Origin of the sequence: Kitasatospora sp. NBC_01250 (assembly GCF_036226465.1) — a bacterium.
GTDB lineage: Bacteria > Actinomycetota > Actinomycetes > Streptomycetales > Streptomycetaceae > Kitasatospora.
Genome location: NZ_CP108476.1, coordinates 6833547 through 6853614 on the forward strand (window position 1 = coordinate 6833547; position 20068 = coordinate 6853614).

A 20068-nucleotide genomic window follows, 5' to 3' on the forward strand; every position below is an offset into this window, starting at 1 on the left:
GGCACGACGGCGGCGTGCCGTGCCCCCGTGGCTCAGAAGAGGGAGGCCTGGTCGCTCGGGGAGTGTGGGGCCTCCGGGGCGGTGAGGGGTTCGAGGTGGGCGGTGAGGGGGAAGTCGGGCTCGGCGCGGGTGAGGGACCAGCCGGCGAGCAGGCGGGTGTCGAGCAGCACCAGGCCTGCGGGGGTGTGGAGGTAGAGGTCGGCGCCGATCCGGCAGGTGATCCGGCCGGCGATCACGCTGCCGGGGGTGGGCGGCAGGATCGCGGCATCGGGACGCAGGCCGTCCGCGGGCAGGCCGTAGGTGGTGGTGTGGTCGGCGATCTGCGGGTCGGTGCGGGTCTGCCCCTCCGGCCAGGACAGGGACTTGACGCTTTCGGCAGTCGCGAGCAGGGCGGTGGCGCGCTCGGCGGCGGTGCCGGGGTGGGCGCGGGCCGCGCGTTTGCGGGAGGTGCTCACCCGGTCGGGCAGGCCCAGCGCCTGGCCGAGCAGGTTCTCCACCCGGCGGGCGGCGAGCAGGCTGCCGGTGGAGATGACGGTGGAAGCCAGCGCGCCCTGTTCGAGCAGTCGGGCCTGGCCGCGTTCGACGGCGGTGATGCCGACTTTGACGGTGCTGCCGTGGTGCGCGAGGTAGACCGCGAAGGGGCGCGGGTCGTGCAGGCGGGTGTCGGCGGCGATGGAGTCGGCGCGGTCGGCCGTCTGGCAGGCCGGACACTGCGCGCTGCGGGAGGCCGGGGGCAGGGGTGCGGCGGTGGGGCAGGCGTGGCGGCGTCCCGCGCGGCGCAGTCCCGTGCAGCGACGGTCGGCGCCGGTGGTGAAGGCGAGGGCGGCGCCGAGGTCGAGCGGGCTCGTCTTCGGGGCGCCGTCGCCGGGGGTCGACCACTCCAGCGCCGCCGCCCCCGTGCTCCAGGCGAGCCCGGTGGCCCGCCAGACGGCCGGCGAGGCCTCGCCGGTCACTCTTCTCTCACCACGACCTGCATGTTACCGACGGCGGGGGAGTGCCGGTTGCTGTGGGCGACCGTGCCGGTCAACGCACCACGGCCCTCGTCCCGATCGTGCGCTCCGGGTGGAGCCGCGATCAGGACGAGGGCCGTGGTGTCGGGTTTTCGCTGTCAGAAGCCGGCCCAGAGGCCGTTGCCGCCGAGCATGTCGGTGCCGCCGCTGACGTGGCCCTGGCCGTCGCCGGTGTAGAGCTTGAGGTTGTTGTTGGCGTCGATGCCGGCGATGCTGAGGTGGCCGGTGCCGAAGTCGCCGGCCATGACGGAGTGGAAGCCGGTCCAGAGGCCGTTGTCGCCGAGCATGTTGATGCCGCCGCCGACGTTGCCGTTGCCGTCGCCCTGGTAGAACTTCAGGTTGTTGTTGGCGTCGATGCCGGCGATGCCGAGGTGGCCGGTGCCGTTGAAGTCGCCGGCGGTGATGGCCTTGAAGTTGGCCCACAGGCCGGTGGTGCCGAGCATGGGGGTGCCGGCGGCGAGGTGGCCCTGGCCGTCGCCGCGGTAGAGCATCAGGTTGTTGTAGGCGTCGATGCCCGCGATGTCGGTGTGGCCGGAGCCGGTGAAGTCGCCGGCGGTGATGGCCTTGAAGTTGGCCCACAGGCCGGTGGTGCCGAGCATGGGGGTGCCGCCGCCGAGGTGGCCCTGGCCGTCGCCGGTGTAGAGCATGAGGTTGTTGTTGGCGTCGATGCCGGCGACGTCCGTCTTGCCGTCGCCGTTGAAGTCGCCGGTGGCGATGGCCTTGAAGTTGGCCCACAGGCCGGTGGTGCCGAGCATCGGGGAGCCGCCGCCCACGTGGCCCTGGCCGTCGCCGGTGTAGAGCATCATGTTGTTGTTGGCGTCGATGCCGACCACGTCGAGCTTGCCGTCGCTGTTGAAGTCACCCACCGCGGTGCGCGCCGGACGCGAAGGAGCAGGCGGAGTCGGCGGACCGCCCACCACCCAGCCGTCCGTGAACGCCTGGTCGAGGGGCGCGTAGAAGGCCTGGGCCATCCTGGCGTAGCCGGCGTCGTTGGGGTGCAGGCCGTCGGCCATCTCGGCGCCGGGCTCTCCGGCCGGGACCAGCGCGGGCGCGTCGACGAAGCGGAAGTGCTTGCCCGCCTGCAGCTCGCTGGGAGCCCATTGCCGCACCTGATCGTTGTACCCCTCGACCAGGCTCGCCATGTTCGGGTTCGCGGGTACGCCCTGCGTGGTCGGGATCAGCCCCTGCATGATGACCGTGATCCCCGGCTGGTCGGCGAAGATCCGGTTCACGAGCGCCTCGACGCGGTTCGCGGCGGTCGCCTTGTCGTCATCGGCGTTGTTGAGGTCGTTGATGCCCAGGTGCAGCAGTACCGCGTCAGGGTGAGCGGCGGCGAGCCAGCTGTCGATTCCGTTGCTGATCCCCTGGATCTCGGAGCCGCTGTGGCCCTCGTTCGCCGAGTCCGTCATCGACCCGCCGTGCTGTGAGCCGACCAGGTTCACGGTGTACCGGGACTGCTGGGCCACCTGCTGCAGCAGCGGTTCGCGGTAGCCGTTTCCGGTGGAGCTCTGGTAGCCGGCGGTGATCGAGTCGCCGAGCGGCATGACCTTCAGCTCCGGCGGTACCGAGGGCGCGGGCGATGCGACGGCCGGGGTGAGCGGGAGGCTCAGCAGGCCCGCAACGGCTATGACGGCGAGCGAGGTGAGGCGTTTCATTTCGTCATCCAGGTTCTACGAAGAGGGAGTTCGAGCGGGTGGGGCGGTTCTCGCTGTTAGGCCGTGTCTCACAATTCCCGCCAGGCGCGCGACGCCGGCCCGCAGCGTCAGCTGCTGATGTCGCTGCCCGCCTGGACGCACCGGCGAATCATCCACGTACGACCCAGTACGAGGACGCTTCGCCGGCACGCCCAGCCGGGCGCCACCCAGCCGCCAGGCGGGGTGGTGGGGGTACCTCCCGGCCGAAGGCTGGGGGAGCCGTGCGCTGATCCGACGCGAATTGTGAGACACGGCCTAGAAGCCGGCCCAGAGGCCGTTGCCGCCGAGCATGTCGGTGCCGCCGCTGAGGTGGCCCTGGCCGTCGCCGGTGTAGAGCTTGAGGTTGTTGTTGGCGTCGATGCCGGCGATGCTGAGGTGTCCGGTGCCGAAGTCGCCGGCCATGACGGAGTGGAAGCCGGTCCAGAGGCCGTTGTCGCCGAGCATGTCGGTGCCGCCGCTGACGTGGCCTTGGCCGTCGCCGGTGTAGAGCTTGAGGTTGTTGTTGGCGTCGATGCCGGCGACGTCCGTCTTGCCGTCGCCGTTGAAGTCGCCGGCGGTGATGGCCTTAAAGTTAGCCCACGATCCGTTGGTGCCGAGCATGGGGGTGCCGGCGGCGAGGTGGCCCTGGCCGTCGCCGGTGTAGAGCATGAGGTTGTTGTTGGCGTCGATGCCCGCGATGTCGGTGTGGCCGTCGCCGTTGAAGTCGCCGGCGGTGATGGCCTTGAAGTTGGCCCACAGGCCGGTGGTGCCGAGCATGGGGGTGCCGCCGGCGAGGTGGCCCTGGCCGTCGCCGGTGTAGAGCATGAGGTTGTTGTTGGCGTCGATGCCGGCGACGTCCGTCTTGCCGTCGCCGTTGAAGTCGCCGGTGGCGATGGCCTTGAAGTTGGCCCACAGGCCGGTGGTGCCGAGCATCGGGGAGCCGCCGCCCACGTGGCCCTGGCCGTCGCCGGTGTAGAGCATCATGTTGTTGTTCGCGTCGATGCCGACCACGTCGAGCTTGCCGTCGCTGTTGAAGTCACCCACCGCGGTGCGCGCCGGACGCCACGGCACGGTCGCCGGACCGCCCGTCACCCAGCCGTAGGAGAACGCCAGGTCGAGGGGCGCGTAGAAGGCCTGCGCCAGCTTGACGTAGCCGGCGTCGTTGGGGTGCAGGCCGTCGGCCATCTCGGCGCCGGGCTGCCCGTAGGGGACAAGAGAAGGCGCATCGACGTAACAGAAGTGCTTGCCCTCCTGCTGCTCGGTGCCCGCCAGCAGGAGGGCCTGCTGGTTGTACGCCTTGAATCCAGCCTGCACGCCCGGTGAGGTCGAGGTTGGTATCACGCCCTGCATGATCACCGTGATGCCGGGCTGGTCGGCGAAGATCCGGTTCACCAGGGTGGTGAGGCGGTCGCCCGCGTGCGTGGGGTCCAGGTTGCGGTCGAGGTCGTTCGAGCCGATGTCCAGCAGTACCACGTCCGGGTGGGCGGCGGCCAGCCAGCCGTCTATGCCGTTGGTTATCTGGTCGATCACGAAGCCGCTGTGCCCCTCGTTCGCCGAGTCGGCCATCGTCCCGCTGTGTGACGAGCCGACCAGGTTCACGGTGTACCGGGACTGCTGGGCCACCTGCTCCAACAGCGGTTCGCGGTAGCCGTTTCCGGTGGAGCTCTGCCAGCCGGCGGTGATCGAGTCGCCGAGCGGCATGACCTTCAGCTCCGGCGGTCCCGACGGCGTGGCGGACGCGACGGTCGGGGCGAGCGGGAGGCTGAGAAGACCGGCAACGGCCAGGACGGCAAACGAGGTCAAGCGCTTCACTTCGTCATCCAGGTTCTGCGAAAAGGGAGTTCGAGCGGGTGGGGCGGTTCTCGCTGTTAGGCCGTGTCTCACAATTCGCGTCGGATCAGCGCGCGGCGTTGGGCGCCCGGCGTCGCGCGCCTGGCGGGAATTGTGAGACACGGCCTAGAAGCCGGCCCAGAGGCCGTTGCCGCCGAGCATGTCGGTGCCGCCGCTGAGGTGGCCCTGGCCGTCGCCGGTGTAGAGCTTGAGGTTGTTGTTGGCGTCGATGCCGGCGATGCTGAGGTGGCCGGTGCCGAAGTCGCCGGCCATGACGGAGTGGAAGCCGGTCCAGAGGCCGTTGTCGCCGAGCATGTTGATGCCGCCGCCGACGTTGCCGTTGCCGTCGCCCTGGTAGAACTTCAGGTTGTTGTTGGCGTCGATGCCGGCGATGCCGAGGTGGCCGGTGCCGGTGAAGTCGCCGGCGGTGATGGCCTTGAAGTTGGCCCACAGGCCGTTGGTGCCGAGCATGGGGGTGCCGGCGGCGAGGTGGCCCTGGCCGTCGCCGGTGTAGAGCATGAGGTTGTTGTTGGCGTCGATGCCCGCGATGTCGGTGTGGCCGGAGCCGGTGAAGTCGCCGGCGGTGATGGCCTTGAAGTTGGCCCACAGGCCGGTGGTGCCGAGCATGGGGGTGCCGCCGCCGAGGTGGCCCTGGCCGTCGCCGGTGTAGAGCATGAGGTTGTTGTTGGCGTCGATGCCGGCGACGTCCGTCTTGCCGTCGCCGTTGAAGTCGCCGGTGGCGATGGCCTTGAAGTTGGCCCACAGGCCGGTGGTGCCGAGCATCGGGGAGCCGCCGCCCACGTGGCCCTGGCCGTCGCCGGTGTAGAGCATCATGTTGTTGTTGGCGTCGATGCCGACCACGTCGAGCTTGCCGTCGCTGTTGAAGTCACCCACCGCGGTGCGCGCCGGACGCGAAGGAGCAGGCGGAGTCGGGTCGGACGGGTACGGGTCGGCGTGGTCGGCACCGAGATCGGCATCCGCCCCGCACTTTCGCCAGGCACCCGGACCCTGGCCGGCGAGTATCTTTTCCGCTATGAGGATCTGCTGCTCCTTGCTGGCCAGGTTGGCCTCCGGGGCATAGGCGGTGCCGCCGAACGCGGCCCACGTCTGGCTGGAGATCTGCAGGCCCCCGTAGAAGGAGTTATGGGTGTCGATGCTCCAGTCACCACTGCTCTCGCACTGGGCGACCTTGTCCCAGGTGGCGATCGAGGCGGCGTGAGCCGAGGTGGCCGGGACACAGAGCAGTGCTCCGGACAGGACGGCGGAGAACAGAGCTGTCTTCCGGACGGCCTGGAGAGCGGTGGATCGGTGCACGGGAATCTCCTGGATGTTCATGGCACGAGGCAGTGGCTGCACGGGGAAGTTGGTGGCAGCGCGGGTGATGGAAGCCGACGGGCCGCCAGGGGCGGTCAGATCCTGGCGGCCCGCCAGTTGTCAGAAGCCGGCCCAGAGGCCGTTGCCGCCGAGCATGTCGGTGCCGCCGCTGACGTGGCCCTGGCCGTCGCCGGTGTAGAGCTTGAGGTTGTTGTTGGCGTCGATGCCGGCGATGCTGAGGTGTCCGGTGCCGAAGTCGCCGGCCATGACGGAGTGGAAGCCGGTCCAGAGGCCGTTGTCGCCGAGCATGTTGATGCCGCCGCCGACGTTGCCGTTGCCGTCGCCCTGGTAGAACTTCAGGTTGTTGTTGGCGTCGATGCCGGCGATGCCGAGGTGGCCGGTGCCGGTGAAGTCGCCGGCGGTGATGGCCTTGAAGTTGGCCCACAGGCCGTTGGTGCCGAGCATGGGGGTGCCGGCGGCGAGGTGGCCCTGGCCGTCGCCGCGGTAGAGCATCAGGTTGTTGTAGGCGTCGATGCCCGCGATGTCGGTGTGGCCGGAGCCGGTGAAGTCGCCGGCGGTGATGGCCTTGAAGTTGGCCCACAGGCCGTTGGTGCCGAGCATGGGGGTGCCGCCGCCGAGGTGGCCCTGGCCGTCGCCGGTGTAGAGCATGAGGTTGTTGTTGGCGTCGATGCCGGCGACGTCCGTCTTGCCGTCGCCGTTGAAGTCGCCGGTGGCGATGGCCTTGAAGTTGGCCCACAGGCCGGTGGTGCCGAGCATCGGGGAGCCGCCGCCCACGTGGCCCTGGCCGTCGCCGGTGTAGAGCATCATGTTGTTGTTGGCGTCGATGCCGACCACGTCGAGCTTGCCGTCGCTGTTGAAGTCACCCACCGCGGTGCGCGCCGGACGCGAAGGAGCAGGCGCCGGGTCGTCGACGATGTTCTTGTAGCGGAAGGCGGTGTAGTAGCTGTTCGGCCAGCCCTCCAGCGTGGAGTCGTTGATGTTGGCCGAGGTCGGACCGTGGGTGGGGTAGTGCGAGTTGCTCTCGGCGTAGTACGTGAAGTCGCCGTTGCCCTGGTTGGTCCAGTTGGCGAAGAGGAACGTGTGCGCCGCCTCGTAGTCGAGGATGTCTCCGGGAGCGAGCTGGGAGCGGCTGATCGGGTTGGAGACCTCGTGCAGCGTCTGCGTCACGTAGCTGTCGTTCAGGTGCCAGGCCATCGAGACGAATCCCGAACAGTCCTCGCGGTACGAGCCGTTGCCGTCGGAGTGGTTGGCGGATTCGCTGTACGGGACACCCTGGTCCACCCAGCTCTGAGCCCGGGCCAGCACCTCGCTGCGGGTGATCTGGCCCCCCACGCTCGACGCCGCGTGGGCGGCGGGAGCGACGGCGAACAGGGTGCTGCCGAGGCCGGCGGCGACGAAGGCCGCCAGGGAACGGGAGGCGGTACGGGTGAGACGAGACATGGAGAAGTCCACTCCTGGTCAAAAGGGATGGGGAGGATGGAGCCGGAACGGAAGCTGGGCGTGGAGAGTCGCGGGCTGGTTCAGCCGGCAGCGGGGGTGTCGAGCCCGTTGGACAGGGCGGCCAGCGCTGCCTGGTCGTCGGAGACCGTCTGCGAGCGGTCGCCGTCGGTGCCAGCGGGTACCCCGTACTGGAGCACCGTCAGCACACTGCCGCGCTGTACGAAGTAGACGTGGTCGGTCTGCGGCCCCGGAGCGGAAATCCCGGCGACGCCGGTCCACACGCGGGTGTAGGCCGTGCCGTCGGTGCTGGTGGCGGTCTTGGTCACTTTCGCGTCAGCGGTGATCTTCGCGTTGGTCTGCAAGGTCTGGGACCGGTCCTGGCAGCCGTCCATCGCGGTCAGCAGGGCGCGGTAGGCACTCTGTGCGTCGGCGCTGTCGGCGAAGGTGAAGGAGTCCTGGATGGCCGGGGTCTGGAACGAGCTCACGTACCCCTGCTGCTGCCAGTTCGCGGCGCTGTCCACCGCGGCGCACTCGTTGAGCCGGACCTGGTGGGTGACCGCCTGGGTGTGCGGCGGCGCGATCGGCTGCCAGGAGGCGGCTGCGCTGTCCGGGAGTTGAGCCGGCTGCAGTGGAGCGGGCGCCGGCTGCGCGGCGCCGGCCGCGGGACTCGCGCCGGAGGCACCGACCGGGGCGTTCGAGGGGGCGTTGACCGATGCGTTCGGTGAGGCCTTCGAAGAGGTCGGCTTGGGGGTGGCGGCGCTGGGAGCCGCGCTGACCGTTTCAGGCCGACCGTTCTGGCCCGAGCTGTCGGTCTGTGGTGCGGGCGCAGCCGGCGTGGCGGCAGCCGTGGCGGCGCTGCCTGCGGATGCGCTCGGCGTGACTGCGCCCGGCGAACCCGTCGACGGCGTACCGGTTGCGGAGCCCGGCGAGACCTGTGACGCTGCTGCACTGCCCCGCGCAACATCGGAGGCGCTCGCACCGCCGCCGAGTGTCACGGTCGCCACCACGCCCGTGGTGAGCGCGGAAAGTGCAACCGCTGCTCGAAGGACCATCGATTTCGTGATGTTCACAGTGGAGCTCCCCCGCTTCGGGCATGCTGAACACCCGGCTGTCGGTGCCAGGTGTCGGTTCAGGTGGATGGGACCGGGTCCGTGGAGCGCCCCCCCAGGGCGTCGGGCCGGCCGGGAATCCGAAGGGACGGCTGCCCCACCGGGGCAGCGGTCAGGTCGAACGGTGTACGGCTACTGCCAGCCCATGTCGTTCGGTGCGACGACGGACACCGCGCTGACGGTCGGCTGCGGGGCCGCGGCCAGGGCGGCCGCCGGGAGCAGTCCGCCGAGGGCGAGGGCGGCGGTCATGGCGGTCAGCACCAGAGGGGTGCGGATCATGCGAATTCTCCTTGAGGTGACCGGTAGAGGTACCGACCCGCCTGTCGCGTCTCGCGGTGACGCTGCCCCAGGTGATGCGGGTGCGGTTTCTGCTTGCCTGCCGGGCGTTGCTCCCCGGCTGTGGTCATCAGCTTCGCCGTATCCGAACCGCCGGAGAAGAGAGATCAACTGGCCCGAAGTGTCCCTGGCCCAAAGAGTCCACCGAGCCGGGTCGGTGGGGGAGGCGGACTCGGACAGCAGCTTCTCGTAGAAGGGCGCGACGAGCGGAGCCTCAGCGCTCACCAGGCTCCAGCCCCCGAGCGGCGCGGTGTCCATTGTCCAGTTCCGGCTGAGCCGGGTCACCTGTTCCTCCGCATCCCGCAGGCAGTCCGCCAGCAGGTAGACCCCGAGCGTCGGGTACGGGGTGGCCTCAGCGTGCACCGCGATGTGTTCGATACCGTCCTGCGGTGCCGCCGTCGCCTGCAGCAGGGCGGCGAGACGAGGCGGCAACGGGTGCCCGGTCGTCGGTGGGCGGAATCTCGCATGGATCAGGTACATGGTGTCGACTCTCCCGAAACGGGCATCGGGCTCATAGAGGATCCGCCTGGACGCTTCGGTCCTTGGCCAGAAGAGGCCAGGTACCGGGCCCTGGTTCACAAAAACGTAGTATGAAATGATCGCGTGCGTAAGGAACGGGGGTTCTTGGTGTCGGGGGGACACAAATGCTGGTTGCGCTTGGTCTCGATGCAACGTCGGAGGCCGTCTACCGCAGCATGCTCGCGCATCCGGGGGACGGCTTCGCGGCGCTGGCGGAACGGCTCGACCTCGCCGAGGAGTCGGTTCGCGAGGCCCTGGACAGACTGAGCGACCTGTCCCTGCTGCGGCCCTCGCACGAGCGGAACGGCGAACTGCGGGCCGTCTCCCCCGAGATCGGCATGGAACTGCTGATGGCCCGGCAACAGAGCGAACTCGCCGCCCAGCAGATGCGGATCGAGGCGTCCCGGGTGGCCGCGGCCGAGCTCATCGCCGACTACGCCGACTTGCGGCCCGCTGTCCGGCGTGTCGAAGTCGAGCAGCTGACCGGCCTGGACGCGATCCGGGACCGGTTGGCCGCCCTCACCCGGGCAGTGCGGAGCGAGGTGATGGCCTTCGCGCCCGACGGCGCGCAGACCGAGGAGAACATGAAGGCGTCGCGTCCGCTCAATGACGACCTGCTGCGCCGTGGCGTGCGGATGCGTACCGTCTACCTGGACAGTCTGCGCAACAACGCGCCCACCGTCTTGCATGCCAACTGGCTGGCTGAGCGCGGTGGCCAGGTCCGCACCGCGCCGACCCTGCCCACCCGCATGATCATCACCGACCGGACAACGGCGGTGATCCCCGTCAGCAGCGAGGATTCCGCCGCGGGTGCCGTCGTGCTGACCGGACACGGCACGCTCGCCGCGCTGTGCGCGCTGTTCGAGTGCGTCTGGTCCGGTGCGCAGCCTCTCGGCGAGATTCTGGTCCGTGACGCCCGGGGGCTCAGCACCCAGGAGACGGCGGCCGTCCAACTGCTCGCGGGCGGGCTGACCGACGAGGCGATCGCCAAACGGCTGGGCGTCTCGACCCGTACCGCCCGGCGTCTGGCCACCGAGCTGATGGAACGGTTGGGTGCCCGCAGCCGCTTCGAGGCTGGTGTCCGCGCCGTCCAGCAGGGGTGGCTGCCGGGCGCCGACTGAGGAGTGCGGAAAGCCCTTCGACTCAAGAGTCGGTGCGGGTCTGCCCCTCCGGCCAGGACAGGGACTTGGCGCTTTCGGCAGTCGCGAGCAGGGCGGCGGCGCGCTCGGCGGCGGCGCCGAGGTCGAGCGGGCTCGTCTTCGGGGCGCCGTCGCCGGGGGTCGACCACTCCAGCGCCGCCGCCCCCGTGCTCCAGGCGAGCCCGGTGGCCCGCCAGACGGCCGGTGAGGCGTCGCCGGTCACTGGGCTCCGCACGGGTGGGCGTGGTCGTCGTGGGCGTGGTCGTCGCCCTGCCGGTCCCGGTGGGACCGGGCCGTGGCCATCAGCCGGTCGAGCGTGTCCCTGGTCCGCGTGACGTCGGCGATGTGCGCGGTGAGCCGCCGGCGCTCCGCCGCCATCCGCTCCAGGGCGAGGTCGGAGTGCTGCTCGCTGGGCGCGTCCACGCAGGGCAGTAGCTCGATGATGGTCCGGCTGGACAGGCCCGCGGCGTACAACCGCTGGATGAACGCGACCCGTTCGACGTCGCTGTCCGTGTAGTGCCGCTGCCCGCTCGGGCTGCGGGTGCTGGTGAGCAGCCCCTGCTCCTCGTAGTAGCGCACGGACCGGACACTGACTCCGGCTCGCGACGCGAGTTCCCCGATCCGCACCGAGTCCTCCCCACTGAGGTCTGTGTCACAGAGGCTTGCCTCTGACGTCAATGTGAGGTTCTAGCGTAGCTGCCAGGCCCGAGGCACGGGCCGGGCGGACCACGAAGGAGTCCTGACATGACGACCCTGTTCACCAGCTACCGGTTGGGCGGCCTCACGCTGCCCAACCGGACGGTCATGGCCCCGATGACCCGGAGCCGCGCCGCCGCGGGCGGTCTGGCGACGCCGTCGATGGCGAGCTACTACGCCCAACGGGCCACGGCCGGGCTGATCGTGAGCGAGGGCGTGCAGCCGAGCCTGATCGGACAGTCCAACCCGGGCACGCCGGGCCTGCACACCGACGAGCAGGTCGAGTCGTGGCGCCCGGTGACCGACGCCGTCCACGCCAACGGCGGCCGGATCTTCGCCCAGCTCATGCACGGCGGCCGGGTCTCGCACCCGGACACCACCGGCCTGCAGCCGGTCGGGCCCTCGGCCGTCCCCGCTCTCGGCGAGGTGTTCACCGCCACCGGGCCCCAGCCCGCTCCGATGCCGCGCGCGCTGGAGACCGCCGAGGTGCCCGAGCACGCGCAGTCCTATGCCTCGGCCGCCCGCCGTGCCCTCGACGCGGGCTTCGACGGCGTGGAACTGCACGGTGCCAACGGCTACTTGATCTCGCAGTTCCTCTCGTCCAACGCCAACCTGCGCACCGACCGCTACGGCGGCCCGATCGCCAACCGGATCAGGTTCGCCGTCGAGGCCGTCGCCGCCACCGTGGCGGCCGTCGGCGGGGAGCGGACCGGCATCCGGCTCTCACCCGGCGTGACCTTCTGGGGCGTCGAGGAGACCGAGGTCCGCGAGCTCTACACGGCGCTGCTGACCGAACTGGCGCCCCTGGGGCTGGCGTACGTGCACCTCGAAGCCACCACCGACGAGGAGGTGCTCGTCGCGCTGCGCCGGGCGTGGCCGGGCACCCTCATCATGAACCCGGTGTTCCCGCTCGGACCGAAGCAGACCGGCCGGGACGACGCCGACCACTGGCTCGCCCTGGGCGCCGACCTCATCAGCTTCGGCCGCGCCTTCATCGCCAACCCCGACCTGGTCGAACGGCTGCGGGGCGGGCTCCCGATCGCGCCGGTGGACGAGGCCACGTACTACCAGGGCGGCGATGCGGGGTACTTGACGTATCCGGCGTACCAGTACGCGGGGTGAGGTCGGGCGGGGGCCGGGCCGCGCTCAGCCGAGTGGGTCACGCGCTGGGGGCGATCGGGGCACACACCGGGATGGTGCTCATGCCCGAGTACACGCAGCCGGACAGCTTCCTGTCCGGGCCCACATAGCGTGAGTACCACCCCTCGGGGGCGAGGGGCGCCGGTACTTGGATCCAGCTCCCGGTGGTCGAGTCGACGATGCCGAAGGAGCAGCCGACGCCGCCGAGGGCCAGACGGAAGGCCAGGTCGCCGTTGAAGTATTCCGCCAGCACCGTGCAACTGCCGTTGGTGATGGTGGTGCTGCCGCCTATCGTGACGGCCTGGGCCGCGGTCGTGGCGCCCAGGCCGAGCGTGGCCGCTGCGAGCGCGACGGCCGCTGCGCGTCCGGCAGTTGTGGTGAATCGCACGGTACTCCTCCTGTGATGGTCGGGTTTTGCGCCTTGCCCTCGCGGCGGGCGCGGACCCGAGGGCCCGCGCCCGCCGCACTCACCGCACCTCGGTCAGTTGACCGGGCCGCAGGCCCAGGTGTTGGTGTTCGTGTCGATCAGGCACGCCTCCAGGCTCTGGCCCGGACCGTCGTAGTAGTACGGCGACTCGCCTCCGCTGGTGGTCGCGCCGTAGATCCAGCTCCAGCTGTTCCGGTCGAAGATGCCGAACAGACAGTGGCCGGGGTTGGCGGTCGGGTCGATCGCCATGTAGTCGTGGCCGCCCTCGAGCTGGATGATCTCCGTCGCCGCACAGCCACCGGTGCCGAACCCCCAGGTGCCCTCGGCGGCCTGGGCCGAGGACGCGGTCCCGATCCCGATCCCGGCCATCGCCACCGCGGCGATGACGGCAGCCGCGGCGCGCTTCCTGGTCTTGGTGAATCGCATGGAGCTCCTCCAATGAGTCGGTGCCGCCCCGGAGTCGGCACCGGGGCACACCCCGAACCTCAGCAGCCGGCGGAACGCGGAACAACCGGTCGAGCACCGTCCCGGACGTTCCCGGACGCTCCCGGACGGCGTCGGACGGCCTCAGCCCCGGCTCGCCGCGGCACAGGGTGCGTGCGAGGCCCAGGGGTCGCACGGGGCCGGTGGTGTCCGCGAGTTGGGGATTCCACGGTGCTCTGTGGGCGGGGCTGCAGGAGGGGGCCGGTGCTGTCGGGGGCTCTTGTGGGGTGCTGGTGGAGCCCGATGGCCGGACCCTATGCTCGGTGGCATGACAATCCAGCGGATGGACCACGTGGGCATCGTCGTCGAGGACCTCCCGGCCGCGACGGCGTTCTTCGTCGGGCTCGGGCTCGAGGTGCAACGCGAAGGGTCGGTCGAGGGCGGCTGGGTGGAGCGCATCGTGGGGCTCGAGGGCGTCAGGGCGGACTTCGCGATCGTGCAGACCCCGGACGGCCACGGGCGGCTCGAGCTGACGAAGTACCACGCGCCGCAAGGCCCGGGAGGCGATGGCGGTGCGCCGGCGAACACGCCGGGCATCCGCCATGTCGCCTTCGCCGTCGAGGACATCGACGCCGTCGTGGCCGACTTGGCGGCCCGCGGCGCACATCTGGTCGGTGGGCTGGAGCGGTACAAGGGCTATCGGATGTGCTACGTCCGCGGTCCGGAGGGGATCGTCGTCGAGCTGTCGGAGCGGATCGGCTGACATTCGGTGTCCTGGTCGCGGACGATACCGCCCGCCGTAGACGTGCTGACGGTAAGTCTGCTGTGCGGACCGGCCGCGCTGCCGGGGCTGCGGGACTCTGTGCAGCGCACCGGCGCGGCGTGAGCGGTGGTCAGGAACCGGTGTGCCGGCGGAGGCCCGCGACGACGGTCTTGCCGCGGGGGAGGCGGGGGACGACGGCCCACACGTCGCTGAGCGAGTCGACGAGGAGCAGGCCGCGGCCGTTGCAGGTCCTGGGGCCGGGGGAGAGCAGGACGGGCTGGTTCGGGCCGGGGTCGGAGACGGCGAGCCAGTGGTGGCCGTCGGCGATCCAGTAGATGAGCTCCACGAGTTCGTCCTCGTCGGCGCGGGCGCCGTGGCGGATCGCGTTGGTGACGAGTTCCGAGGTCAGGAGGCGCAGCTCGTAGGAGAGTTGGGGAGGGGTGTGCGGGGGGAGCGCGGCAGCGAGCGCGCGCCGGGCCTCGGAGACGGACGCCAGCGCGGCCGGGAAGCGCCAGTGCGCCGGGATGGAGGGGAGGGTGGGGAGGGGACGCGCGGTGGCGGCGGCCGGGAGCGGGATAACAGACATGGCTGACTCCTCGCGGGTGTGCGGTGGTTGAGCGATGGTGAATCGGCCGCGCCGGTGGCTTGCCTCCCTGGGCCCGGGCATGCCTGGTCCAGGGATGGTGGGCATGCTCGCGCGGTGCACTTCCGGATCTAGCCGTGTGTGATCCTTGCAACACCGAGAGTAGCTCGCCGTGGGGTAAATTTGCCAGTAGATCGAGGTAACTCATCCAGGTGATGGTGGGTCAGTGCTCGCGGGCGGCAGACTGCATGGGACGTCACAGGGAAGGAACGGCATGACGCCCAGGATGGCCATCACCGAACGGCAGAAGCGCATCGGGAGCGAGCTGCGGAAGATCCGGACGTCGGCGGGCATGAGCGCCGAGTTCGCGGCGGGCCTGCTCGGAGTGGATCGCGGCAAGATCTCCAATATGGAGTCAGGCCTGCGGCCGATCAGTGCCGAGCGCTTGCGCACGCTGGCTCACAACTGCCACTGCGTGGAGCAAAAGTACATCGATGCCTTGGTCGAGATGGTGCAGCCCGGGAGCAAGGGGTGGTGGGAGCGGTATCGCGGCAGCCTTCCGCAGGGCTTGCTCGACATCGCCGAACTCGAAGCCCACGCGACGCGGCTGCGGACCAGCAACACGGTGCACATTCCGGGGCTGTTGCAGAGCTCGGACTACGCGCTTGCCGTCTTTCGTGCCGTGCTTCCGGCGTTGCCCGAGCACGAGGTTGGGCTACGCCTTGCACATCGCGCTGAGCGCCAGCAGGTACTCACGGGCGACGCACTGATTCCCTGTGTTGCGGTCGTCCACGAGGCTGCGCTCAGAATGCAGTTCGGCGGCCGACAGGTCGCGAGGGCGCAGCTTGAGTACCTGCTCGACTTGTCCGAGCGGGCGAACATCACGCTCCGCGTTGTCCCGTTTGACCACGGCGCCTTCCCGGGAGCCGGACAGACCGTCCTGTATGCCGAGGGGCCCGTGCCACAGCTCGACACCGTGCAGGTGGACAGGACGCACGGGCCCGAATTCCTGGACGCGGATGGCCAGCTCGCGAAATATCGGGCTCAGCTGGACAGGTTGGAAGAACTGGCGTTGAGTCCAGAACGATCTCGTGACGTCATCCGCGAGATCGCTCACCATCTGTAAGGAGAGTTCTATGCCTGGCGTTACTTGGGAGCAACCGTTCTGCGGTGAGGGCAACTCATGCTTCCGTCTTGGCACCGACTCCGCCGGCAATGGCTACATCGCCGTGGCCGGCCAGGAGGATCACCCCATCACCGACTCGGTCTCGGCTCTCCGAACGCTCATCCTGGACATCAAGGCGGGCAAGGCCGACCATCTCCTGTAGCGCGAAGGGGCAGCGCGTCCGCGCTGCCCCACACGCCATCGATCGGAGACCCGATGCCTGAGATCACCTGGGAAGACCCGTTCTGCCAGGACTGCAGCAACTGCTTCCGTCTTGGCACCGACTCCGCCGGCAACGCCTACATCGCCGTGGCCGGCCAGGAGGATCACCCCATCACCGACTCCCTCGCCGCCCTGCGCGCCTTCATCCTCGACATCAAGGCGGGCAAGGCCGACCATCTCCTCTAGCTCAGCAGGTCACGAGCACGAAGTAAACGTCGGGCTGGTGTTCGCGACGTAGAGCGTGGCGCCGCCGCTCGGGTCGTCCGCGAGCGGCACGGTGATGGTGTCGTCGGCCGTCCACGGGATGCCGCGGGCGTCGAAGGTCCAAGTGCCGGTCACCTTCTTCGCCAGCTCCGACAGGGTCACCCAGCCGTACTGCTGCTGCGGCACGGTCACCGTGACGCTGTTGTTGACCGTGGTGGAACCGTTCCATACGTGACTGGTGGTCAGGTCGGCCTTGATCATGCCCTGGAGCACGCCCACGCTGTTCGGGGTCCCCGCGGTGAACTGCGTTCCCATGTCGGCCCCGATGGTGTTGGACCAGCCGCTCATCTGCTGGACGCCGAAGACCTGCGCGACCGTGCTGCTCGTGTTGTTGAACCAGACCGACGAGACGCACTGCTTCGGCAGCGGAGCCGCCGCCGCCTCGCTCTTCTCGGTCCAGGTGCAGCTGGACGGATCCTGCTGGCACTGCTTGGCGCCGTGGTCGACCGCCAGGTTCATCGCCGCCGCGGGCGCACCCGTGGACCACTCCTGGTTCGCCGTGCCGTTGCAGGTGTACTGGTCGGTCCAGGCGTCGTCGTACTGGGCGCCGAGCATCAGGTCGAGGCAGGTGTTGTCGCCCTGGTGGCGGATCATGAACGCGTCGGTGGCCCCGGGCACCGGCTGGAAGTACCAGTTCTGGCTGGCCTGGCCCTGGCAGGCCTGCTGCCGCAGCGCCGGCACCAGGATGGCGAGGTCGATGCAGTTGCCCGTGTCGTTGTTCACGATGCTGAAGGACGAGTCCGTCGGGTTGACGTTCAGGTGCCAGGACTGGTGGTAGCCGGGCGCCGAGTTGGTGACGATGTAGGCGCCGGCGCCCATCGTCCCGTTCTGCACGTCGAGGTGGCGTCCGTTGCTGAGGGACGTGAACGTCAGGCACTGGAGCTGCGCGGCGCAGCCGGTGTCCGCGTGGGCCTTGGCCGCCGAGAACGGGGATGCCGTGATCCCCAGGGCGATGCAACAGGTGATCAGGATCGCCGCTATCGCTCGCAGGTGGGGCACCGAGTGGCTCGGGGCCGGGTTTGACGTCACAGGTGTCGCTTCCTCTCTGCTCTTCCGCTCGGCACTGGGTGTTCGGATGACGACACTCTCAGTGCCGAAGCGCCGAGTGCCAGAGCGGACGGGTGGCGCATACGGGCCATCGGCCCATGTGCGCCATGCGCGCGGTACGCTTCCGTTGGCGAGACTCTCGGCATGGACACGGCAAAGTGGGGGCGGCGTGGACACGGTGCTGGATCCCGACTCCGACAGCGGGCGGGTCTACCGCTCGCTCGTCGGCCTGCCGCGCGCGTCGGCGGGCGAGTTGGCGGCGCGGGCGGGCCTGAGCGAGGCCGTCGTCCGGGCGGCGCTGGAGCAACTCGCGGCCGATGACGCCGTGGTGACGCTCGACCCGGAGTCCCGGGCCTGGGACGCCCTGCCGCCCGCGCAGGTGGTCGGGGCGATGCTCGAACGCGACGCCGTACGCCGGGCCGAGCTGCGGCGGGCCGGTGCGGAGCTGGAGCGGCTCTACCGCTTCGCCCGCAGGGATGCGGGCCACTACGGTGCGCTGGAGGTCGTCGAGGGCGCCGGCCGCGTCCTGGCGGCCGTGCGGCAGCTCCAGCGGTCCGCCCGTCACGAGGTGCGGGTCATCGACATGCCGCCGTACTCCGGGACGCCCGACTACTACCCCGACCAGGAGGCGCTGCAGCGCGAGCGGATGGCCGCCGGGGTCGTCTACCGGGTCATCTACCACGGGACCGCGTTCGACGACCCGATCGCCGGCCCCAATCTGGCGCGCATGATCGAGGCCGGTGAGCAGGCCCGGACCTTGGACGATCCGCCGATGAAGCTCGCCATCGGTGACCGCGAGTCGGCCGTCGTGACGCTCGACGCCGACGACCACCATGGTGTGATCGCGCTCGTGGTCCGCCCCTCCAGCCTCTTCCGGGCCCTGGCCAACGTCTTCGACGGCCTGTGGCGGCTCGCCGTTCCGATGTCGACGGCGGGCATCGGCCCCGGGATCGACGCCCGGGACCGGCAGATCCTGACGCTGATGGCCGGTGGCGCGACCGACGACGCCATCGCCAGACGGCTGGGACTGGGCCGCCGCACCGTCGTGCGCCGGGTCTCCGCGCTGCTGGCCGGGCTGGGCGCCACCACCCGCTTCCAGGCCGGCGTCCAGGCGGCCAGGCGCGGCTGGCTCTGATCGGTGCGGACAACCGATCCTCCTCCCGCGGACGTCCCCGATGATGCGGCACGCGTCCACCGGAGGAGGCACCGGGTCATCCGGCGAGGCGGTTCGCGCTCTCCGTCGTCCTGACCAGGTCGGTCAGGTCCTTGTCGACGGTGAACTCGCGCAGGAGCGTGGCCCAGCGTCCGTCCTTCCGGCGCCAGACGAAGTTGTAGAGCCCCGGGACGCCGTCCTGGTGCCTGTGCATGATGATCGATCCGTGGTCGTCGTAGACGCTGGTGGCCAGAAAGCGTACGTCGTCGATCGATTCGCCGATCCTCAGGCCCTGGTCCCGCAGGGCTCGGAAGCGTGCCATGAAGTGGGCCTTCGTCAGGGTCACCACCTGACCGGCGTCGTCGACCCTGATGTTCTCGAAGTCCGGGTCGTAGGTGGCGTCGAGTGCCTCCAGGTCCATGGCGAGGCCGGCGTTCAGGTACTCCCGCATGCGCTCCACGAGCGACTGGTCCATTGCTCGATTCCCCCTCGTTCTCACTGGCGGTTGTGGACGGCCTTTGCGCGTTCAGGGCGCGCTGACCACTCCCAAGGTCGCAGCCCGCACTGTCACGGCACCGGCAGATCGCTGCCGCCTGCTGACGGCCGTCGGTCGGCGACTCGAGCCGGAGGTACGGCTCATGACTCGATCCTGATGGTCAGCGTGCCACGCGACAGCTAGGCTGCAGCGTCCGTCGTCGTCATCAGCACAGGTCAGAGGAGTGAGCGTGGGGACAGGGCTGGTCGGCACCAGTGCGGCTCCACCGGCCGGGGCGCCCGGCGTGGTGTTCGCGGGTGAGGACGCCTCGGGGATGCAAGCGGCGGTGAGCCGGCATTTCACTACACACAGGCTAAGAATTCTGAACGATCGTTCGGTCAATTCGCTTGGTCTTCAAGCCAGCTTCCGCTGCCTGCGCCAGGGCACGGTGTCCATGTACGAGATCGGCTACGGCGCGTCGGTCGCGATCGAGCCGGGCGAGCTGCCCGACTTCTACGTTCAGGTCCCGCTCGCCGGCAGCGGCTCGGTCGCGATCGACGGCAGGCAGCTCCGCTCGACCCTGAGCATGGCCGGCCCCGGGCAGCGGCTGTCGATGGCCTGGAGTGCGGACACGCTGGCCCGGGTGGTGATCATCCGCCGGGAGGCGATCGAGCAGGCGCTGGCCGCCCGCCTCGGTGAAGTGCCCTCAGGCCCGCCCCGGTTCGAGTCGGTGCTCGCCGGTGACGGCGCCACCGGCGCCTGGCTGCGCGGCCTGGCCGGATTCGCGGACTGGGCCGGGGCCGGTCTGCTCGACCGGTCGCCGCTCGGCCAGGGCCACTACGAGCAGCTGCTGGTCCACGGCCTGCTGGACGCCCAGCCGCACTCGCTCGCCGATGCGCTGTCCGACCGCGGCGCCGGCATCCTGCCGAGCGCGCTGCGCCGCGCCACGGCCTACTGCGCCGAGCACGCCCACGAGCCGATCTCGGTGGCCGACATGGCACGGGCCGCCCGGGTCAGCCCGCAGAGCCTGCGCGCGGGCTTCCGCACCCACCTGCAGACCACCCCGCTCGCCCATCTGCGCCGGGTCCGCCTCGATCTGGCCCACCGCGACCTGCAGGCGATCGCCGACGGACGCGGCACCGGAACGGTGACGGACGTCGCGCTCCGCTGGGGCTTCACCCACCTGGGCCGGTTCGCGCAGACCTATCGCCACTGCTACGGAGTCACGCCGTCCCAGACGCTCCGCCGCTCGGCGTGACCGTCTGCCGCTGGTCCCGGACTAGTTGGCGGACCCGGGAGTGCCCACGCCGGTGGCTGGG

The 20068-nt window shown here is 70.1% G+C and carries 22 protein-coding genes; 8 read left to right on the plus strand and 14 right to left on the minus strand.

Annotation, left to right across the window (positions count from 1 at the left end; genetic code table 11):
• Positions 1–32 precede the first annotated feature (32 nt).
• From OG500_RS28970 to OG500_RS29000, 7 genes are all read right to left on the minus strand, one after another.
• Positions 33–953: a DUF2797 domain-containing protein gene (locus tag OG500_RS28970; protein WP_329584371.1), complete on the minus strand. Its 921-nt coding sequence runs from the start codon at positions 951–953 to the stop codon at positions 33–35.
• Between the two features lie 155 nt (positions 954–1108).
• A complete protein-coding gene (locus OG500_RS28975) occupies positions 1109–2665 on the minus strand; it encodes a GDSL-type esterase/lipase family protein (protein ID WP_329584373.1) in 1557 nt (518 codons plus the stop codon).
• 294 nt (positions 2666–2959) lie between these two features.
• Positions 2960–4486, minus strand: a complete 1527-nt coding sequence (locus tag OG500_RS28980) for an FG-GAP-like repeat-containing protein (RefSeq protein ID WP_329584375.1) — start codon at positions 4484–4486, stop codon at positions 2960–2962.
• 153 nt (positions 4487–4639) lie between these two features.
• Positions 4640–5827, minus strand: a complete 1188-nt coding sequence (locus OG500_RS28985; protein WP_329584377.1) for a transglycosylase family protein — start codon at positions 5825–5827, stop codon at positions 4640–4642.
• Positions 5828–5947: 120 nt separating this feature from the next.
• Complete coding sequence (locus OG500_RS28990) at positions 5948–7288, minus strand: C40 family peptidase (RefSeq protein ID WP_329584379.1); 1341 nt, start codon at positions 7286–7288, stop codon at positions 5948–5950.
• A gap of 80 nt (positions 7289–7368) precedes the next feature.
• Positions 7369–7809 carry a hypothetical protein gene (locus OG500_RS28995; RefSeq protein ID WP_329584381.1) on the minus strand — a complete coding sequence of 147 codons (441 nt, stop codon included), beginning with the start codon at positions 7807–7809 and terminating at the stop codon, positions 7369–7371.
• A 720-nt stretch (positions 7810–8529) separates the two neighbouring features.
• Positions 8530–8676 carry a hypothetical protein gene (locus tag OG500_RS29000; protein WP_329584383.1) on the minus strand — a complete coding sequence of 49 codons (147 nt, stop codon included), beginning with the start codon at positions 8674–8676 and terminating at the stop codon, positions 8530–8532.
• Positions 8677–9377: 701 nt separating this feature from the next.
• On the opposite strand from OG500_RS29000, the gene OG500_RS29005 reads away from it, so the two are divergent.
• Entirely contained in the window at positions 9378–10373 is a 996-nt protein-coding gene (locus OG500_RS29005; RefSeq protein WP_329584385.1) for a helix-turn-helix transcriptional regulator, read from the plus strand.
• Between the two features lie 22 nt (positions 10374–10395).
• On the opposite strand, the gene OG500_RS29010 is transcribed toward OG500_RS29005, so the two are convergent.
• Together OG500_RS29010 and OG500_RS29015 are read right to left on the minus strand one after the other, a co-directional pair.
• Entirely contained in the window at positions 10396–10614 is a 219-nt protein-coding gene (locus tag OG500_RS29010) for a hypothetical protein (protein WP_329584387.1), read from the minus strand.
• On the minus strand, positions 10611–11018 hold the full coding sequence (locus OG500_RS29015; RefSeq protein WP_329584388.1) for a MerR family transcriptional regulator: 408 nt from the start codon (positions 11016–11018) through the stop codon (positions 10611–10613). The genes OG500_RS29010 and OG500_RS29015 overlap by 4 nt, the downstream gene beginning before the upstream one ends.
• A gap of 117 nt (positions 11019–11135) precedes the next feature.
• Here OG500_RS29015 and OG500_RS29020 point away from each other — a divergent pair, with 117 nt between their 5' ends.
• Entirely contained in the window at positions 11136–12209 is a 1074-nt protein-coding gene (locus OG500_RS29020) for an alkene reductase (RefSeq protein ID WP_329584390.1), read from the plus strand.
• A gap of 37 nt (positions 12210–12246) precedes the next feature.
• Here OG500_RS29020 and OG500_RS29025 read toward each other — a convergent pair whose 3' ends face one another.
• Both OG500_RS29025 and OG500_RS29030 read right to left on the minus strand, forming a co-directional pair.
• Positions 12247–12615 (minus strand): hypothetical protein, encoded by a 369-nt coding sequence (locus OG500_RS29025; RefSeq protein WP_329584392.1) that lies wholly within the window; start codon positions 12613–12615, stop codon positions 12247–12249.
• Between the two features lie 93 nt (positions 12616–12708).
• A complete protein-coding gene (locus OG500_RS29030; protein ID WP_327069788.1) occupies positions 12709–13080 on the minus strand; it encodes a hypothetical protein in 372 nt (123 codons plus the stop codon).
• Positions 13081–13405: 325 nt separating this feature from the next.
• On the opposite strand from OG500_RS29030, the gene OG500_RS29035 reads away from it, so the two are divergent.
• Entirely contained in the window at positions 13406–13840 is a 435-nt protein-coding gene (locus tag OG500_RS29035; protein WP_327069789.1) for a VOC family protein, read from the plus strand.
• Between the two features lie 130 nt (positions 13841–13970).
• Here OG500_RS29035 and OG500_RS29040 read toward each other — a convergent pair whose 3' ends face one another.
• On the minus strand, positions 13971–14426 hold the full coding sequence (locus tag OG500_RS29040; RefSeq protein WP_329584395.1) for an ATP-binding protein: 456 nt from the start codon (positions 14424–14426) through the stop codon (positions 13971–13973).
• Between the two features lie 271 nt (positions 14427–14697).
• Here OG500_RS29040 and OG500_RS29045 point away from each other — a divergent pair, with 271 nt between their 5' ends.
• The 3 genes from OG500_RS29045 to OG500_RS29055 are packed head-to-tail and all read left to right on the plus strand — an operon-like array spanning position 14698 to position 15996.
• Positions 14698–15549, plus strand: a complete 852-nt coding sequence (locus OG500_RS29045; protein ID WP_442907075.1) for a helix-turn-helix domain-containing protein — start codon at positions 14698–14700, stop codon at positions 15547–15549.
• A gap of 10 nt (positions 15550–15559) precedes the next feature.
• Positions 15560–15751 carry a hypothetical protein gene (locus OG500_RS29050; RefSeq protein ID WP_329584399.1) on the plus strand — a complete coding sequence of 64 codons (192 nt, stop codon included), beginning with the start codon at positions 15560–15562 and terminating at the stop codon, positions 15749–15751.
• 53 nt (positions 15752–15804) lie between these two features.
• A complete protein-coding gene (locus tag OG500_RS29055) occupies positions 15805–15996 on the plus strand; it encodes a hypothetical protein (protein ID WP_327069793.1) in 192 nt (63 codons plus the stop codon).
• A gap of 9 nt (positions 15997–16005) precedes the next feature.
• Here OG500_RS29055 and OG500_RS29060 read toward each other — a convergent pair whose 3' ends face one another.
• Complete coding sequence (locus OG500_RS29060; protein WP_329584401.1) at positions 16006–17103, minus strand: RICIN domain-containing protein; 1098 nt, start codon at positions 17101–17103, stop codon at positions 16006–16008.
• A 187-nt stretch (positions 17104–17290) separates the two neighbouring features.
• Between OG500_RS29060 and OG500_RS29065 the strand changes: the two genes are divergently transcribed.
• Complete coding sequence (locus OG500_RS29065; RefSeq protein ID WP_327069795.1) at positions 17291–18256, plus strand: hypothetical protein; 966 nt, start codon at positions 17291–17293, stop codon at positions 18254–18256.
• 76 nt (positions 18257–18332) lie between these two features.
• Here the strand turns inward: OG500_RS29065 and OG500_RS29070 are convergent, their stop codons facing one another.
• The gene (locus OG500_RS29070) at positions 18333–18749 is read right to left on the minus strand and encodes a nuclear transport factor 2 family protein (RefSeq protein WP_329584403.1); all 417 of its coding nucleotides are present in this window, start codon (positions 18747–18749) and stop codon (positions 18333–18335) included.
• A gap of 334 nt (positions 18750–19083) precedes the next feature.
• Between OG500_RS29070 and OG500_RS29075 the strand changes: the two genes are divergently transcribed.
• On the plus strand, positions 19084–20007 hold the full coding sequence (locus OG500_RS29075; protein ID WP_329587810.1) for an AraC family transcriptional regulator: 924 nt from the start codon (positions 19084–19086) through the stop codon (positions 20005–20007).
• Positions 20008–20068 lie beyond the last annotated feature (61 nt).

What these genes read in the sequence shown, in the direction of transcription:
- OG500_RS28975 (WP_329584373.1), bottom strand. Translation starts at nt 2,665, where the DNA reads ATGAAACGCCTCACCTCGCTCGCCGTCATAGCCGTTGCGGGCCTGCTG.
- OG500_RS28990 (WP_329584379.1), bottom strand. Translation starts at nt 7,288, where the DNA reads ATGTCTCGTCTCACCCGTACCGCCTCCCGTTCCCTGGCGGCCTTCGTC.
- OG500_RS29000 (WP_329584383.1), bottom strand. Translation starts at nt 8,676, where the DNA reads ATGATCCGCACCCCTCTGGTGCTGACCGCCATGACCGCCGCCCTCGCC.
- OG500_RS29005 (WP_329584385.1), top strand. Translation starts at nt 9,378, where the DNA reads ATGCTGGTTGCGCTTGGTCTCGATGCAACGTCGGAGGCCGTCTACCGC.
- OG500_RS29020 (WP_329584390.1), top strand. Translation starts at nt 11,136, where the DNA reads ATGACGACCCTGTTCACCAGCTACCGGTTGGGCGGCCTCACGCTGCCC.
- OG500_RS29030 (WP_327069788.1), bottom strand. Translation starts at nt 13,080, where the DNA reads ATGCGATTCACCAAGACCAGGAAGCGCGCCGCGGCTGCCGTCATCGCC.
- OG500_RS29035 (WP_327069789.1), top strand. Translation starts at nt 13,406, where the DNA reads ATGACAATCCAGCGGATGGACCACGTGGGCATCGTCGTCGAGGACCTC.
- OG500_RS29040 (WP_329584395.1), bottom strand. Translation starts at nt 14,426, where the DNA reads ATGTCTGTTATCCCGCTCCCGGCCGCCGCCACCGCGCGTCCCCTCCCC.
- OG500_RS29045 (WP_442907075.1), top strand. Translation starts at nt 14,698, where the DNA reads ATGACGCCCAGGATGGCCATCACCGAACGGCAGAAGCGCATCGGGAGC.
- OG500_RS29050 (WP_329584399.1), top strand. Translation starts at nt 15,560, where the DNA reads ATGCCTGGCGTTACTTGGGAGCAACCGTTCTGCGGTGAGGGCAACTCA.
- OG500_RS29055 (WP_327069793.1), top strand. Translation starts at nt 15,805, where the DNA reads ATGCCTGAGATCACCTGGGAAGACCCGTTCTGCCAGGACTGCAGCAAC.
- OG500_RS29070 (WP_329584403.1), bottom strand. Translation starts at nt 18,749, where the DNA reads ATGGACCAGTCGCTCGTGGAGCGCATGCGGGAGTACCTGAACGCCGGC.
- OG500_RS29075 (WP_329587810.1), top strand. Translation starts at nt 19,084, where the DNA reads ATGCAAGCGGCGGTGAGCCGGCATTTCACTACACACAGGCTAAGAATT.